General features: G+C 76.1%; 15 protein-coding genes. 12 read left to right on the top strand and 3 right to left on the bottom strand.

From position 1 onward, the window contains the following. From HCN52_RS14275 to HCN52_RS14240, 8 genes are all read left to right on the top strand, one after another. A partial coding sequence (locus HCN52_RS14275; RefSeq protein WP_209314528.1) for a RibD family protein occupies window positions 1–332 on the top strand: 332 nt, incomplete at its 5' end. 3 nt (window positions 333–335) lie between these two features. Next, the gene (locus tag HCN52_RS14270) at window positions 336–1,001 is read left to right on the top strand and encodes a riboflavin synthase (RefSeq protein WP_168088830.1); all 666 of its coding nucleotides are present in this window, start codon (window positions 336–338) and stop codon (window positions 999–1,001) included. Next, entirely contained in the window at window positions 998–1,657 is a 660-nt protein-coding gene (locus tag HCN52_RS14265; RefSeq protein ID WP_312876697.1) for a nicotinamide mononucleotide transporter family protein, read from the top strand. Before HCN52_RS14270 ends, HCN52_RS14265 begins: the two co-directional genes overlap by 4 nt. After that, on the top strand, window positions 1,654–3,039 hold the full coding sequence (ribA, locus tag HCN52_RS14260; RefSeq protein WP_168088829.1) for a GTP cyclohydrolase II: 1,386 nt from the start codon (window positions 1,654–1,656) through the stop codon (window positions 3,037–3,039). The genes HCN52_RS14265 and ribA overlap by 4 nt, the downstream gene beginning before the upstream one ends. A 76-nt stretch (window positions 3,040–3,115) precedes the next feature. After that, window positions 3,116–3,601, top strand: a complete 486-nt coding sequence (gene ribH, locus HCN52_RS14255) for a 6,7-dimethyl-8-ribityllumazine synthase (protein ID WP_168088828.1) — start codon at window positions 3,116–3,118, stop codon at window positions 3,599–3,601. 40 nt (window positions 3,602–3,641) lie between these two features. After that, the gene (locus tag HCN52_RS14250) at window positions 3,642–3,914 is read left to right on the top strand and encodes a phosphoribosyl-ATP diphosphatase (RefSeq protein WP_168088827.1); all 273 of its coding nucleotides are present in this window, start codon (window positions 3,642–3,644) and stop codon (window positions 3,912–3,914) included. Window positions 3,915–4,038: 124 nt separating this feature from the next. Beyond that, window positions 4,039–4,884 (top strand): ATP phosphoribosyltransferase, encoded by an 846-nt coding sequence (hisG, locus tag HCN52_RS14245; protein ID WP_168088826.1) that lies wholly within the window; start codon window positions 4,039–4,041, stop codon window positions 4,882–4,884. 43 nt (window positions 4,885–4,927) lie between these two features. Then, the gene (locus tag HCN52_RS14240; protein ID WP_312876696.1) at window positions 4,928–5,440 is read left to right on the top strand and encodes a PH domain-containing protein; all 513 of its coding nucleotides are present in this window, start codon (window positions 4,928–4,930) and stop codon (window positions 5,438–5,440) included. A 34-nt stretch (window positions 5,441–5,474) separates the two neighbouring features. Here HCN52_RS14240 and HCN52_RS14235 read toward each other — a convergent pair whose 3' ends face one another. Continuing rightward, window positions 5,475–7,283, bottom strand: a complete 1,809-nt coding sequence (locus HCN52_RS14235; RefSeq protein ID WP_168088824.1) for an AAA family ATPase — start codon at window positions 7,281–7,283, stop codon at window positions 5,475–5,477. Between the two features lie 45 nt (window positions 7,284–7,328). Continuing rightward, window positions 7,329–7,931: a uridine kinase family protein gene (locus HCN52_RS14230; protein WP_245175140.1), complete on the bottom strand. Its 603-nt coding sequence runs from the start codon at window positions 7,929–7,931 to the stop codon at window positions 7,329–7,331. Window positions 7,932–8,114: 183 nt separating this feature from the next. Between HCN52_RS14230 and HCN52_RS26195 the strand changes: the two genes are divergently transcribed. Both HCN52_RS26195 and HCN52_RS14220 read left to right on the top strand, forming a co-directional pair. Next, window positions 8,115–9,419: a C39 family peptidase gene (locus HCN52_RS26195; protein WP_168088822.1), complete on the top strand. Its 1,305-nt coding sequence runs from the start codon at window positions 8,115–8,117 to the stop codon at window positions 9,417–9,419. A 365-nt stretch (window positions 9,420–9,784) separates the two neighbouring features. Further along, window positions 9,785–10,960 (top strand): acyl-CoA dehydrogenase family protein, encoded by a 1,176-nt coding sequence (locus tag HCN52_RS14220; protein WP_168088820.1) that lies wholly within the window; start codon window positions 9,785–9,787, stop codon window positions 10,958–10,960. A 49-nt stretch (window positions 10,961–11,009) separates the two neighbouring features. On the opposite strand, the gene HCN52_RS24760 is transcribed toward HCN52_RS14220, so the two are convergent. Continuing rightward, a complete protein-coding gene (locus tag HCN52_RS24760) occupies window positions 11,010–11,453 on the bottom strand; it encodes a hypothetical protein (protein WP_209314527.1) in 444 nt (147 codons plus the stop codon). Between the two features lie 197 nt (window positions 11,454–11,650). On the opposite strand from HCN52_RS24760, the gene HCN52_RS14210 reads away from it, so the two are divergent. Together HCN52_RS14210 and HCN52_RS14205 are read left to right on the top strand one after the other, a co-directional pair. Then, the gene (locus HCN52_RS14210) at window positions 11,651–12,091 is read left to right on the top strand and encodes an Lrp/AsnC family transcriptional regulator (RefSeq protein WP_168088818.1); all 441 of its coding nucleotides are present in this window, start codon (window positions 11,651–11,653) and stop codon (window positions 12,089–12,091) included. 87 nt (window positions 12,092–12,178) lie between these two features. Further along, on the top strand, window positions 12,179–13,810 hold the full coding sequence (locus HCN52_RS14205; protein ID WP_168088817.1) for an amidohydrolase: 1,632 nt from the start codon (window positions 12,179–12,181) through the stop codon (window positions 13,808–13,810). The last annotated feature ends 675 nt before the right edge of the window (window positions 13,811–14,485 follow it).

Genomic DNA, 14,485 nt, shown 5'->3' with positions numbered 1-14,485 from the left:
TCGTCCGGCTGCCCCGAGCGGCCGACGGCCGGGGGCTGGACCCCGCCGCCCTGCTGGCCGCGCTCCACCGCAGGGACGTCCGGTCCGTGCTGCTGGAGGGCGGCCCCACCCTCGCCGGCGCGTGGCTCGCCGCCGGGACGGTCGACCGGGTCGTCGGCTACCTCGCCCCCGCCCTGCTCGGCGCCGGCGCCCCCCTGCTCCACGACGCGGGCGTCACCACCGTCTCCGCCGCGCTGCGACTGGAGATCACCGACATCGCCCGCGTCGGCCCCGACCTGCGGGTCACCGCCGTGCCCCGCGCCGCGGGCACCCCCACCACCGAAGGGTCCTGACACGTGTTCACCGGAATCGTCGAAGAACTGGGTGAGGTCGTCGCCGTCGAGGAGCACGGCGACTCCCGCCGCTTCCGGCTGCGCGGGCCCCTCGTGACCGCGGACGCGGGACACGGCGACTCGATCGCCGTCAACGGCGTCTGCCTGACCGTGGTCGACCACGGCGACGGCGAGTTCACCGCCGACGTCATGGCCGAGACGCTGCACCGCACCGGGCTCGGCGCGCTGCGCCCGGGGGCGCGCGTCAACCTCGAACGCCCGATGGCGCTGGGCGGACGCCTCGGCGGCCACCTCGTCCAGGGCCACGTCGACGGCACCGGCGTCGTGACCCACCGGGAGCGCGGGGACCTGTGGGAGGTGGTGCGGATCGCGCTGCCCCAGGCCCTCGCCCGCTACGTGGTGGAGAAGGGGTCCATCACCGTGGACGGCGTCAGCCTCACGGTGGTGGAGGCGGCCGCCGACTCCTTCACCGTCAGCCTGATCCCCGCGACCCTGGAACTCACCACCCTGGGACGGCGACAGCCCGGCGAGACCGTCAACCTGGAGGTGGACGTGCTGGCCAAGTACGTGGAACGGCTGCTCACCCACGGCGCCCCGGGCTCCGCCGGCCCGTGGCAGGCGTTCGCAGCCGCGGCGACCCCGCCCACGGACGGGGGGACGACACCGTGAGCTTCGTCGACACGCTCAACGCCACCGCCTTCGAGGCGCTCGGCCAGCCCATCAAGTGGTCCGACATGGTCGGCAACCTCTGCGGGCTCGCCGCCCTCGCGCTGGGCTGGCGGCGCTCGCTGTGGACCTGGCCCGTCCAACTGCTCTCCGGCCTCATCCTGGTGTTCGCGTACGCCTCCGCCCAGCTCTCCGGCGGGGTGGGCAAGCAACTGCTGGTGATCCTGGTCGCCGCCTGGGGGTGGCACCAGTGGCGGCGCCGGGGCCGCGCTTCGGGCGACGGCCAGATCGAGGTGCGGTTCGCCACCTGGCGCGAGCGGGGGCTGCTGCTGTCGCTGGCCGTCCTCGGCACCGCGGCGGTCGGCGGCGTCTTCACGCTCTGGCCGCACCTGTCCTGGAACCCCTGGCCGGACGCCTACATCTTCGTCGGCACGCTGGTGGCGATGGTCGCCCAGGCCCGCGGCCTGGTCGAGTTCTGGTTCGCCTGGCTGCTGGTCGACCTCGTCGGTGTCCCGCTGGCCTTCAGCAGCGGCCTCGCCTTCTCCGGCCTGGTCTACATCGTCTACTTCGTCCTGGTCCTGTGGGGGCTGCGCGCCTGGTGGCTGCGGACCCGGACCCCGGACGCCGTCCGGCCGCTACCCGAAGGAGCACCCGTATGAGCACCGCCGGCACCCATCCCGCCGCCGCGGCCGCCGACGTCCCGGTCCTCGACCCCGTCGCGCGGGCCGTCGCCGATCTCGCCGCGGGTCGCCCCGTCGTGGTGGTCGACGACGCGGACCGCGAGAACGAGGGGGACCTGGTGGCGGCCGCCGAGACCATCACCACCGAGACCGTCGCGTTCATGATGGCGCAGTGCCGCGGACTGATCTGCGTGCCGATGGCGGGGGAGGACCTCGACCGGCTCCGGCTGCCGCAGATGGTGCCCGACAACACCGACAGCATGGGGACCGCGTTCACCGTCTCGGTGGACGCCACCGGCACCCACGGCGTCACCACCGGTATCTCCGCCGCCGACCGCGCCGCCACCATCCGGCTGCTCGCCGACCCGCACGCCGGGCCCGGTGACTTCACCCGGCCCGGCCACGTCTTCCCGCTGCGCGCCCGTGACGGCGGGGTGCGGGAGCGGCCGGGTCACACGGAGGCCGGCGTCGAACTGGCCCGGCTGGCCGGGTTGCGCCCGGCGGCGGCGATCGTGGAGATCGCCGGGGAGGACGGCGTCATGCTGCGGCTGCCGCAACTGATCCCGTTCGCGCGCCGCCACGGTCTGACGGTGATCTCGATCGAGGACCTGGCCCGCAGCCTCGCCGACGCCGACGCCGACGCCGACAGCACCGGCACCGGCACCGGCACCGTCGCTCGGCCGGTCGCCGCCCCCGCCGCCGTCCCGGGGCCCCCCGCCCACACCGGTGCCACCGCCGCCGTCCCGCTGCTGCGGGAGGGCGAGACGGCGCTGCCCACCTCCCACGGCGACCTGCGCGCCTACGGCTACCGCGCCGCGGACGGCGTCGAGCACATCGCCGTCGTCGCCGGCGAGATCGGCGACGGCGAGGACGTCCTGGTCCGGGTCCACTCCGAGTGCCTGACCGGCGACGTCCTCGGCTCCCTGCGGTGCGACTGCGGGCCGCAGCTCCGCGACGCGCTGGACCGCATCCGCGCCGAGGGCCGCGGGGTGCTGGTCTACCTGCGGGGCCACGAGGGGCGCGGCATCGGGCTGACCGCCAAGCTGCGCGCGTACCAGCTCCAGGAGCGCGGCCGGGACACCCTCGACGCCAACCTGGAACTGGGGTTGCCCGCCGACGCCCGCGACTACTCGGCCGCGGCCGCGATCCTCGCCGAGCTCGGCGTCCGCTCGCTGCGCCTGCTGACCAACAACCCGGGGAAGTCCGCGGCGCTCGGCGGCCACGGGCTCGAGGTCCTGGAGCGGGTGAGCTCCGCCGCCGGTGCCGGCCGCCACAACCTGCGCTACCTCCGCGCCAAGCGCGACCGCATGGGCCACGACCTGCCGTGGCTCGACGCCCCGGCCGGCGCCGCCGGTTCCTGAGACGACCGACCGACATCCCGTCCGACGACCCGCGCGGCCCCCGGGCCGGGCGGACCAGCACACCGAGGAGAGAAACGTGAGTGGTAAGGGCGCACCCGAGGTCGACGTCCCCGAGCACACCGGACTGCGGGTCGCGGTGGTCGCGGCCCAGTGGCACACCACGGTGATGGACGGCCTGGTCGACGGCGCCTCGCGGGCGCTGCGCGAGCTGGGCGTCGCGGACTCCACCCTGGTACGGGTCCCCGGCAGCTTCGAACTGCCCGTCGCGGCCCGCGTGCTCGCCGACCGGGGCTACGACGCGGTCGTCGCGCTCGGCGTCGTGATCCGCGGCGGCACCCCGCACTTCGAGTACGTGTGCCAGGGGGTGACCGAGGGGTTGACCCGGGTCGGCGTCGACACCGGCGTGCCCGTCGGCTTCGGCGTCCTCACCTGCGACACCGAGCAGCAGGCCCTGGACCGTGCCGGGCTGCCGGGTTCCGCCGAGGACAAGGGCCACGAAGCGGTGACCGCCGCCGTCGCCACCGCGGCCACCCTCCGCGGACTGTCCGAACTCCGGCACTGACGACCGGCGCCGGTGGCCCCCGCGTAGGCTAGGGGCCACCATGGCGAACAAGACATTCGAGGAGCTCTTCACCGAGCTCAGCCGCAAGGCGGCCACCGCAGACCCCGAGACCTCCCGCACCGCCGAACTGGTCGCCGCCGGCGTCCACACCATCGGCAAGAAGGTCGTCGAGGAGGCCGCCGAGGTCTGGATGGCCGCCGAGCACGAGGGCGCCGACCGCACGGCGGAGGAGATCTCGCAGCTGCTGTACCACCTCCAGGTGATGATGGTGGCGCGCGGCATCTCGCTGGAGGACGTCTACGCCCATCTGTGACCGGCCCCGCGCGCCTCGCGCGAGCCGATCCCGCTCCTCCGCCGGCCGGCAACGAGCCCGCGCCCGGCGCCCCGTCGCCATCCGCACGCACCCCCCGCCCACCCGCACCGAAGGAAGCCACACCATGCTGCGCATCGCCGTCCCCAACAAAGGCGCTCTCTCCGAGCCGGCGGTGGCGATGCTCCATGAGGCCGGCTACCGGCAGCGGATGGACCGCCGCGAACTGGTGCTGCTCGACTCCGACAACAACGTCGAGTTCTTCTTCCTGCGCCCGCGCGACATCGCGGTCTACGTCGGCTCCGGCAAGCTCGACGTCGGGCTGACCGGCCGCGACCTGCTGGTCGACTCCACCGCCGACGCCGAGGAGATCCTCCAGCTGGGATTCGCCGCCTCCACCCTGCGGTTCGCCACCCGCCCCGGCGGCCCGCGCGACGTCAGCGAGTTCGGCGGCCTCACCATCGCCACCTCCTTCGACGGCGTCGTCGCGCCCTACCTGGAGCGCCAGGGGGTGCAGGCGTCGGTGGTCCACCTCGACGGCGCGGTGGAGACCGCCATCAAGCTGGGCGTCGCCGACGTCATCGCCGACGTGGTGGAGACCGGCACCACCCTCCGCAACGCCGGACTGGAGATCGTCGGCGAGCCCGTGCTGGAGTCCGAGGCGGTCGTGATCCGGCGCCGGGGCGACGCCGACGACCCGCGGGTGGCCCAGTTCCTGCGCCGCCTCCAGGGTGTCCTGGTGGCACGCCGCTACGTGATGATGGACTACGACATCCGCGCCGAGACGGTGGAGCAGGCCGTCGCGCTCACCCCGGGGCTGGAGTCGCCCACCGTCTCCCCGCTCCACGACCGGGGGTGGGTCGCGGTCCGTTCGATGGTGCCGACCCGGGAGGCCCAGCGGGTCATGGACGGGCTCTACGACCTCGGCGCGCGCGCCATCCTGACCACCCAGATCCACGCCTGCCGGCTGTGACCCGCCCGGCCACCGCCGCCGCACCCGCGACGAAGGACCACCGGTGAACACCTCCCACCCCGGCGGCGCCGAGACCGGCCCCGCCTCCCCGGAGCCGCGCCCCGAGCTCCCCGCGCTCCCGGTCACCTACCGACCCACCGCGACCGTCGCGGTGCTGATGACGCTCGGGGCGCTGGCGTTCGTGACGCTCACCGCGATCGGGCTCGCCCTGCCGAGCGAGGGCCCGGTGCGGCACTCCATCGGCGAGCAGGCGGCGTTCTGCCTGGCGGGGCTGCTCATCTGGGCCGTGCTGGCCCTGCTCAGCCGCCCGCGCGTCACCGCCACCGAGACGGGGCTGACCGTCGTCAACCTGACCTCGGTGCGCCGCCTCGCCTGGGCCCAGGTGGTGCGCGTCAACCTCCGCGACGGCGACTCGTGGGCCTCGCTGGACCTCCACGACGGCACCGCGCTGCCCGTCATGGCGATCCAACCCGCCGCCGGGCGCGAGGCGGCGGTCCGGCGGGCCCGCGCGCTGCGCGCCCTCGTCGACGCGCACGCCGCCCCCGACCGGGACTGAACCACCGGCCGTCGCGTACCGGGAGTGCCCCCGGTCAGCCCGGGGGCATTCCCGCGTCGTCCGCCCGCTCGCTGCCCCGGCCCCCGATCACCTCGCCGTAGGCGCGCATCAGGTCCGGCAGCCGCAGCGTCGTCAGCTCCGACCGCTCCGGCGCCGACGGCAGGGCCGCCAGCCGCACGTCGCGGAAGGCGCAGCTCGACTCGTACAGCTCCCGCACGAAGCGCCCGTTGCCCAATTCGTCGGTCCAGCCCCGTTCGGCCACATGACCGCAGACCGACCGCAGTTCCTCCCACGCCTCGGCGTCCCAGCGGTCGCCGCCCAGCCGCGCCGCGCGCTCGGCGATCGCGGCGAGCTCCGGCGGGCCGTAGGTGGGGAAGTCCACCCGCGCCGGGAACCGCGAGGACAGTGCCGGGTTGGCGCCGAACAGCCGCCGCATCCCCTCGGGGTGGCCGGCGAGTATCACCACCAGCCGCTCCCGGCTGTCCTCGGCCCGCTTCAACAACACCTGGAGCGCCTCGTCCCCGTAGGCGTCGCCCTGGGCGTACCCGGAGTGCGCGAGCCCGTGCGCCTCGTCCACGAAGAGCACGCCGCCCACCGCGGAGTCGACCAACCGGTCCGTCTTGACCGCCGTCTGGCCCAGGTACTCGCCCACCAGGTCCGCCCGGTGGGCCTCCACCAACCGGTCGTGCTCCACCGCGCCGAGCGCGTGGAGGACGCGGGCCACGATGCGGGCCACGGTCGTCTTCCCCGTGCCGGCCGGGCCGGAGAACACCAGGTGCCGCTGCGGGGTGCGGGCGGGGAGCCCCTGTCCCGAGCGCAGCCGCGCCATCCGCACCTGCGCCGACAGCGACCGGACGTGCTCCTTCACGGGCTCCAGGCCGACCATGTCCTCCAACTCGGCCAGTGCCCGGGACAGTGCGGTGGGCGGTTCGCCGCCGGGTCCGCCGGACGGCGCCCGCCCGGCGCCGGGGGAGGTGGTGGCCGGCCCGGCCCGCGCCGGCCGCTGCGGAGGCACCGCCGGGGAACCGTGGTCGCCGACGTCGTTCTCGTCGGGGGGCGGGGACCAGTCCGGCTCCTCCTCGGCGAGCGCCAGCAGCCGGGCGCCGGTGTCCAGGAACCCCGGGTCGGCCCGCTGCACCGCGCGGTACAGCGGGATGGCCGCCGCCGTCCGGCCGCTGCCCTCGCGTGCCCGCGCCAGCCAGTACCGCAGCTCCTTGCGCTGCGGCTGCTCGCTGCGGCACCGCGCCAGGGCGGTCGCCAGCACCGGCTCGGCCTGGCCGTACATCCCCAGCCGCACTCGTGCCATGCCGGCGAACAGCGAGGCCTCCACCCCCAGCAGCGGGTCGTCCAGCAGCGAGGTGGTGTGCCGGAACAGCGCCTCCCAGTCCTTGGCGAGGTAGGCGCGGCAGCCGTGGAGGAACCGGCTGCGGGCGTCGTCCCCCGGCGGCGGGCAGCGGCGGATCGCCGCGTCCAGTTCGGGGAGCCGCCGGGCGTCCAGCAGTTGCGAGGCGTGGGCCAGCAGCAGGTCCTGCGGCGACTCCAGCACCGGCTGGACCCACCAGCCGAGCCAGTACCAGGACGACAGCGGCCGGCCGTGCTCCGCGCGTTGCTCCCCGAACCGTCCCCGGTGCTCGAACATCATGCCCAGCGCCTCGGCGACCCCCACCCGCAGCGCGTGCAGCCCCAGCCAGGCGTCGGCCATGCCGGGGTCCTCGCGGACCGCGGCGCGGAAGCCGTCCTCCGCGTCGCCGTAGGCCCCGGCGGCGTAGGCGTCCACGCCCCGGAGCCACGCCAGGTCGGCGGCGGTGCGCCGCTGCCGGTCCTCCGGGCCGCCAGCCGTCATCCAGTCCCCCGAACGGGTCGTAGCGTCTCCTCCGGTGCGCGGCCGTCACCGGCGGCGGACCACATACCCGTCATACTGCGGGACAACCAGGATATCGGCTGCGTCCCGTGACGGATCGTCACGGAAGTGGTCGTCCTCGGCCGGTTTCCAGCCCTCCCAGAACCGCGCCTGGGCGGGGCCGTCGCGCCGTCGGCCGCGTTCCCAGGCCACCGCCCGGTCCACGTCCATCCACATCAGCAGGGACAGCCGGGGCCGCACCGCCCGGCGTCCCGCGCCGACGCCCTCCAGCAGCACCACGGGGGCCGGCACCACCTCGCGGGGCTCGCCGCGCACGCGGCGCTCCCAGTCGTAGGCCCGGAACCGCGCCGGCTCGCCGCGCCGCAGCGGCTCCAGCACCTCGCGCGCCAGCCGGTCGTCCCACGCGAACAGGTGCGCGTGGTCGGCGAGGTCGTCGCAGCGGACCACCGGGGCTCCGCCCAGCCGGGCCGCCAGGGCGTCCGCCAGGGTCGACTTGCCCGATCCCGCGTGGCCGTCGATCCCGATCAGCCGGACACCGCCGAGGGCCGGCGAGGCATCGGCGGCGAGGCGGGCGAGCAGCGCGACGCCGGGCGCGGTCGCGGCGGCGGGGGAGGCGGGCGGTCCTGGCATCCGACCAGCCTACGGGCGGGCCGACCGGGGGCCTCGCGCCGTGGCGCTCGGGCGGCGTGCGCCGTGGTGGCCCGGCCCGCGGGGCGCACCGGCCGCACACTGGGAATCGGTCCCGCGCACCGCACCGGTCCGACGGTGGGCGGCCGACACCCCGCACGTCACCGCCGACCCGCAGGAGCCCTCGTGCCCGATCCGTCGCCCGCCGACCCGGCCCCTCCCACCGCGACCGCTCCCACCGCGCCCGCACCGACCGTGGCCCTGCACGTCCGCAACGGCGCCGGGGGATGGGACGACGGCGCACACGAGGGGACCGCGACCGCACGCGGCGGCCCGCGGCCCGTACTCGTCCTCGACCGGCCCTCCGGAACCCTGCGGCGCCCCGACGCCCGGGGCGAGGACCGGAGCTGGGAGAGCGCCCGCTGGACCTCCCCACCGCACCGGCCGGCCGTGCCCGCCACCGAACTGCTCGTCTCCTGGAACGCCGACCTGCCCCGCGGCTGCTGGCTCCGCGTGGAGGTGCGCGCCACCCGCTCGGACGGCCCGCGCACCCCGTGGCTCCCGCTGGCCGACTGGGCCGCCACCGACGAGGACATCGCCCCCGCGTCCGCGCCACCCGACGGCGACGACGCGGTCGCCGTCGACACCGACACCCTTGCCGTGCGCGCCGCCTCCGCCGCCGCCGGCGTGCGGGTCACGGACTGGCAGGTGCGGCTGACGCTCTGCCGCCGTCCCGGGGCCACCGCCGCGCCCGCGGTGCGTCGACTGGCGGTCGCGGCGTCCGACGTCCCTGTACGCGCCGCGGTGCCACCCTCGCGACCGGGCCCGGCGACCGGTGTCGCCACCGCGGTGCCCCCGCTCTCGCAGTACGCGCACGAGGGGCGCTACCCGCACTACAACGGCGGCGGCGCGGCCTGGTGCTCCCCGACCTCGCTCCGCATGGTGCTGGCCGCGCACGGCCGGTACCCGGCGCGCGCCGCGCTGGCGTGGGTCGATCCCGCCCACGACGATCCCGATGTCTGCCACACCGCGCGCCGCACCTTCGACCACCGGTGGGGCGGCTGCGGCAACTGGCCGTTCAACGCGGCCCACGCGGCCACCTACCCGGGCATGAACGCGGTCGTCACGCGACTGGAGTCACTGACCGCCGCCGAGACCCTGGTCGCGGCCGGCCTCCCGCTGATCACCTCGCAGTCGTTCGAGGAGGGGGAGCTGCCCGGCGCCGGGTACGCGACCGCCGGCCATCTGCTGGTCGTCTCGGGGTTCACCGCCGACGGCGACGTCGTCGCCGACGACCCGGCCGGGCGCGGCCGGGCCGCGGTCCGACGGGTCTACCCGCGCCGCGACTTCGAGACGGTCTGGCTGCGCACCCGACGGCGCCGCGCCGACGGCTCCGAAGGGAGCGGCAGCGGCGGGGTCTGCTACGTGCTGTGGCCCGAGGAGGCGGACCCCCGGCAGCTGGGGGCGCTCGGGCGGCTCGGCATCGGCTGAGAGCGTGTGTGAGACCCCGCGCCGGGCCCGCGACGCCAGCTACGGCCATCTGCTGCGTTGTCAGGAACGCCCGAATACAACCCGGTATGAGGGCGCCCCTCCGCCTTGCAGCTGACCGCATCCGACGCCGCGAGCTGATCCGACGCGGGGTCTCACACACGCTCTGAGCGGGGTCGCCGCCGGGCGGCACGCGTGAGGAAGCCGGTGCCGGACGGTGCTCAAGTGGGGCCCGGTCAGGCATACTCCAGACGCCGGGCCCGCAGGTCACGGCCGCCGCGAACCGGCGGACCGGGCCGCCCGGACCCACGGCGCCGCCACACCCGGTCGTGCGTCGTCGCAGTGCACGACAGGGAGGAAGACGCGAGATGGACCCCGTCCTGGAACCGGCGCCGGTGAGGCGCACCCTTCCGAGCGAGGAAGCCCGCCACCTGCTCGATCTCGTCCGTGAGATCGCCGCCAAGGAGGTCCGGCCCCCGGCTGCCGAGGAGGAGGCCGCCTCGCGTTTCCCCCGCGAGCTGTTCCGGACCCTCTCCGCCACCGGGCTGCTGGGGCTGCCCTACCCGGAGGAGCTGGGCGGCGGCGGCCAGCCGTACGAGGTCTACCTGCAGGTCCTGGAGGAGCTGGCGGCCGCGCGGCTCACCGTGGGGCTGGGGGTCAGCGTCCACACGCTCGCCTGCCACGCCGTCGCCGAGTTCGGCTCCGACGCGCAGCGGAGCGAGCACCTGCCGACCATGCTCGGCGGCGGGCAGCTGGGCGCCTACTGCCTCTCGGAGGCGGCCTCGGGCTCCGACGCGGCCGCGCTGCGCACCCGCGCCGTCCGTGACGGGGACGACTGGGTGCTGACCGGGTCCAAGGCGTGGATCACCCATGGCGGGGTCGCCGACTTCTGCACCGTGCTGGCCCGCACCGGTGTCGACGGGCCGCGGGGCATCAGCGCCTTCCTCGTGCCCGGGGACGCCCCGGGCCTCTCCGCCGCCGCGCCGGAGCGCAAGATGGGCATGGGGGGATCGCCGACGGCCCAGGTGCATCTGGACGGTGTGCGGGTGAGCGGGGACCGTCTCGTGGGGGAGGAGGGGCAGGGCTTCTCGGTCGCCCTGGCAGCGCTCGACTCCGGACGGCTCGGCATCGCGGCCTGCGCCGTCGGGCTCGCGCAGGCGGCGTTGGACGAGGCGCTGGCCTTCACCGCCGGGCGCCGGCAGTTCGGCCGGCCGCTGACGGACTTCCAGGGGCTGCGGTTCCAGCTCGCGGACCTCGCCACCCAGATCGAGGCCGGCCGGGCGCTGTACCTCGCCGCCGCCCGCCTCCGGGACGCCGGCGAGGCGTTCTCCGCCCAGGCGGCCATGGCCAAGCTGTTCTGCACCGACGCGGCGATGCGGGTGACCACGGACGCGGTCCAGCTCATGGGCGGTTACGGGTACACCGCCGACTTTCCCGCGGAGCGGTACATGCGGGAGGCCAAGGTGCTGCAGATCGTCGAGGGGACCAACCAGATCCAGCGGCTGGTGATCGCCCGTCACCTCGCGGGCCCGCCCGGGTCCTGATTGCTCGTCGGGCGCGGTGCGGTCGGTCCGCGCCCGACGGGCGGGCGGCTCAGGCCGCCCGGTCCACCCGGCGGCGCACCTGGCGCGGCGGCGCCGCGACCGGGACGGCTTCGCGGGGGGCGACGCGCACGGCGTGGGAGAACGGCTGGCTGCGCCAGTCGAGACCGGCGGGCAGCGACAGCGCCTCCGTGTCGACGACGCCCGCGGGCTCCATCACCGGGACAGCCGCCGGCACCGGGCGGCCCGAGCCGTCGCACACGGTCGAGCCGAAGGGGTTCCAGGGCGTGGAGCAGACCGCGTGCGCCGGGAGTTCGGTCTCCCCGGGACTCACGGCGACCGGCTGTGCGCAGCTGGGGCAGGCCCGCCGCACGACCACCGGATGGTCCACCCCGTCCTCGGTCTCCTCGGCCTCGTCCGGCCAGGCGCCGGGGGCCGTGACCTCGGGGAACCGGTCCCCGGACCCGGTGGAGTGGAACTGCTTCACGTTGCGCATAGGGCATTCCCCCGTAGGACGGAACGGTGGGCCGACGGCCACACCAAGCAATGCCCATGGCACCCTCCGGTTAACCACTCTGTGCAACGACACTCGGGGTGCCGCGATGTGTCCTTCGTCACATTGACGTGTTCCGCTTGCCCCGCGCGGGCCCGATGCGGGCCGGGCCGGCGCGAGGGGCGCTAGGTTGACCCGTTGTGGAGGAACTCGACCGGCGCATCGTGGAACTGCTCGTCACCGACGGACGGATGAGCTACACCGACCTGGGCAGAGCCACCGGGCTGTCCACCTCGGCCGTGCACCAGCGGGTGCGCCGGCTGGAGCAGCGGGGGGTCATCCGCGGCTACGCCGCCCTCGTCGACCCCGAGGCGGTGGGGCTGCCGCTCACGGCCTTCATCTCGGTGAAGCCCTTCGACCCCAGCGCCCCGGACGACATCGCCGAGCGGCTGGCCGGCGTCCCCGAGATCGAGGCCTGCCACAGCGTGGCCGGCGAGGAGAACTACATCCTCAAGGTCCGGGTCGGCGCCCCCACCGAACTGGAGGACCTGCTCGCCCGGGTCCGCAGCCTCGCCGGGGTCTCCACCCGCACCACCGTGGTGCTCTCCACCCCCTACGAGGCCCGGCCGCCCCGCGTCTGACCCCCCTACCGCCCCGCTTCCCGGGCCGGGGTGCGCCGCGGCGACCCCGGAGCCGGACCGGGGCGCGCCGCACGCCAGACTTGCCGTATGACCGTCCCCCAAGCACCCCGGACCACCACGCTGCTGCGCGGCGGCACCGTCCACTCCCCGGCCGACCCCTTCGCCACCGCCATGGTCGTCGAGGGCGACCGCGTCGCCTGGGTCGGGTCCGAGGGCGCCGCCGAGTCCTTCGCGGACGGCGCGGACGAGATCGTCGACCTCGACGGCGCGCTGGTCACCCCCGCCTTCACCGACGCCCACGTCCACACCACCGCCACCGGACTCGCGCTCACCGGACTGGACCTGACGGGCGCGACCGGCCCCGCCGAGGCGCTGGCGGCGGTCACCGCCCACATCCGCGCCCGCCCCACCGACCGGGTGGTGCTGGGACACGGCTGGGACTCCGCCGCCTGGCCGGGCGGCGCCGCCCCGAGCCGCGCCGCGCTCGACGCGGCGGCGGGCGGCCGCCCCGTCTACCTGACCCGGGTCGACGTCCACTCCGCGCTCGCCTCGACCGCGCTGCTGGACCTGGTCCCCGGGATCACCGCGCTGCCCGGGTACAGCCCCGACGGCCCGCTCACCGGCGACGCCCACCACGCGGTCCGCACCGCCGCCCACGGGACCGTCACCGCCGACCAGCGCCGCCACGCCCAGCGCGCGGCCCTCCGGCACGCCGCGGGCCTCGGCATCGGCGCGCTCCACGAGTGCGCCGGCCCGCTCATCAGCGGTGAGGACGACCTCACCGGCCTGCTCGCCCTCGCGGCCGAGGAGCCCGGGCCCCGCGTCTTCGGCTACTGGGGCGAGGCCGTCACCAGCGCACGCCAACTGGACCGGGTCCGCGACCTCGGCGCCGTGGGCGCCGCCGGCGACCTGTTCGTCGACGGCTCCCTCGGGTCGCACACCGCGCACCTCCACGCGCCCTACGACGACGCCGACCACACCGGCCTGGCGCACCTCGACACCGCCGCCGTCACCGCGCACGTCGTCGCCTGCACCGAGGCCGGTGTCCAGGCGGGGTTCCACGCCATCGGGGACGCCGCGCTCACCGCGGTGACCGACGGGGTGCGGGCCGCGGCCGACCACGTCGGCATCGACCGGGTCCGGGCCGCCCGCCACCGCATCGAGCACGCCGCCCTCCTCACCGACGCCACGCTCGCCGCCTTCGCCGACCTGGCGCTCACCGCCTCCGTGCAGCCAGCGTTCGACGCCGCCTGGGGCGGCCCGGACGGCATGTACGCCTCCCGGCTGGGCAGCGAACGGGCGGCGCGCCTCCATCCCCTCGCCGGGCTGCTGCGTGCGGGTGTCCCGCTCGCGCTGGGCTCCGACGCGCCCGTCACGCCGCTCGACCCGTGGGGCACCCTGCGCGCCGCCGCCTTCCACCGCACCCCGGAGCACCGCATCTCCGTCCGGGCCGCGTTCGCCGCGCACACCCGCGGCGGCTGGCGCGCCCTCGGACGCGACGGGGAGGGCACGCTGGTCCCGGGCGCCGTGGCCGACTACGCGGTCTGGCGCTCCGGCCACCTGGTGGTGCAGGCCGCGGACGACCGGGTCGCCCGCTGGTCCACCGACCCCCGGTCGGGCACCCCCGGGCTGCCCGACCTGACCCCCGGCGAGCCGCTGCCGCAGTGCCTGCGGACCGTGGTCGGCGGCCGCACGGTGCATGATCGACTGAACGGGTGATCTCCTGGCCCGGGCTACGCCGAACGACGTCGTCCCGGCGTGGCGCCGCCGGGTGGCCGCTCGCCGTTGACCAGGTGTTTCCGTCGGAAAGCCGAGGTCACACGGGTGTTGACAGGCGCCGGTGATCCAGCGGTAGGTTCGGCCGGGTCCACCACGGGACGTCCGTCCGGACCCGCCGCAGTGTGGTCGTGGAGCGCCGCTGGGCCGTCGGGACGCACCGCCGAACGGCGGCTCGTCACCGGCAGCCAGGTCCAGCGCCCGCGGCACCGCCGCGACGGTCCTGGTCCGGCCGGCGGGTGAGACCCGGACGAGGCCCGGACGCCCAGTAGACAACGGCTCACGGCCGGCCCGCAGCCAGCGGGCCCCGGGCCGGCCCGAAGGGCGCCGGGCCTCCCTCCGTGGCATGTCGCTCCCTCCCGGCACGTCGCTCCCGCCGTGCTGCGGCGTTCCGTCCGCCGCCCACGGCGTCCCCGCACCCCCGGCACCGCCCGTCGCCGCGGCGGGGGTTCACGGTACGGTCGACACCAGTACCGCTTGATCCCCCAGGGAGGGCCACGACGTGGCATCGGGCCAGGAAATCACCCGTTCAGTCGATCATGCACCGTGCGGCCGCCGACCGGGGGTCGGTGGACCAGCGGGCGACCCGGTCGTCCGCGGCCTGCACCACCAGGTGGC

Source organism: Streptomyces bohaiensis, from assembly GCF_012033785.1.
GTDB classification, from domain to species: Bacteria; Actinomycetota; Actinomycetes; order Streptomycetales; family Streptomycetaceae; genus Streptomyces; species Streptomyces bohaiensis.
This window is presented reverse-complemented; position numbering and strand designations above follow the sequence as displayed.

Coding starts and splice junctions, on each gene's coding strand:
- hisG (WP_168088826.1), top strand. CDS start 4,039: ATGCTGCGCATCGCCGTCCCCAACAAAGGCGCTCTCTCCGAGCCGGCG.
- HCN52_RS14235 (WP_168088824.1), bottom strand. CDS start 7,283: ATGACGGCTGGCGGCCCGGAGGACCGGCAGCGGCGCACCGCCGCCGAC.
- HCN52_RS14205 (WP_168088817.1), top strand. CDS start 12,179: ATGACCGTCCCCCAAGCACCCCGGACCACCACGCTGCTGCGCGGCGGC.
- ribA (WP_168088829.1), top strand. CDS start 1,654: ATGAGCACCGCCGGCACCCATCCCGCCGCCGCGGCCGCCGACGTCCCG.
- HCN52_RS14220 (WP_168088820.1), top strand. CDS start 9,785: ATGGACCCCGTCCTGGAACCGGCGCCGGTGAGGCGCACCCTTCCGAGC.
- HCN52_RS24760 (WP_209314527.1), bottom strand. CDS start 11,453: ATGCGCAACGTGAAGCAGTTCCACTCCACCGGGTCCGGGGACCGGTTC.
- HCN52_RS14230 (WP_245175140.1), bottom strand. CDS start 7,931: ATGCCAGGACCGCCCGCCTCCCCCGCCGCCGCGACCGCGCCCGGCGTC.
- HCN52_RS14250 (WP_168088827.1), top strand. CDS start 3,642: ATGGCGAACAAGACATTCGAGGAGCTCTTCACCGAGCTCAGCCGCAAG.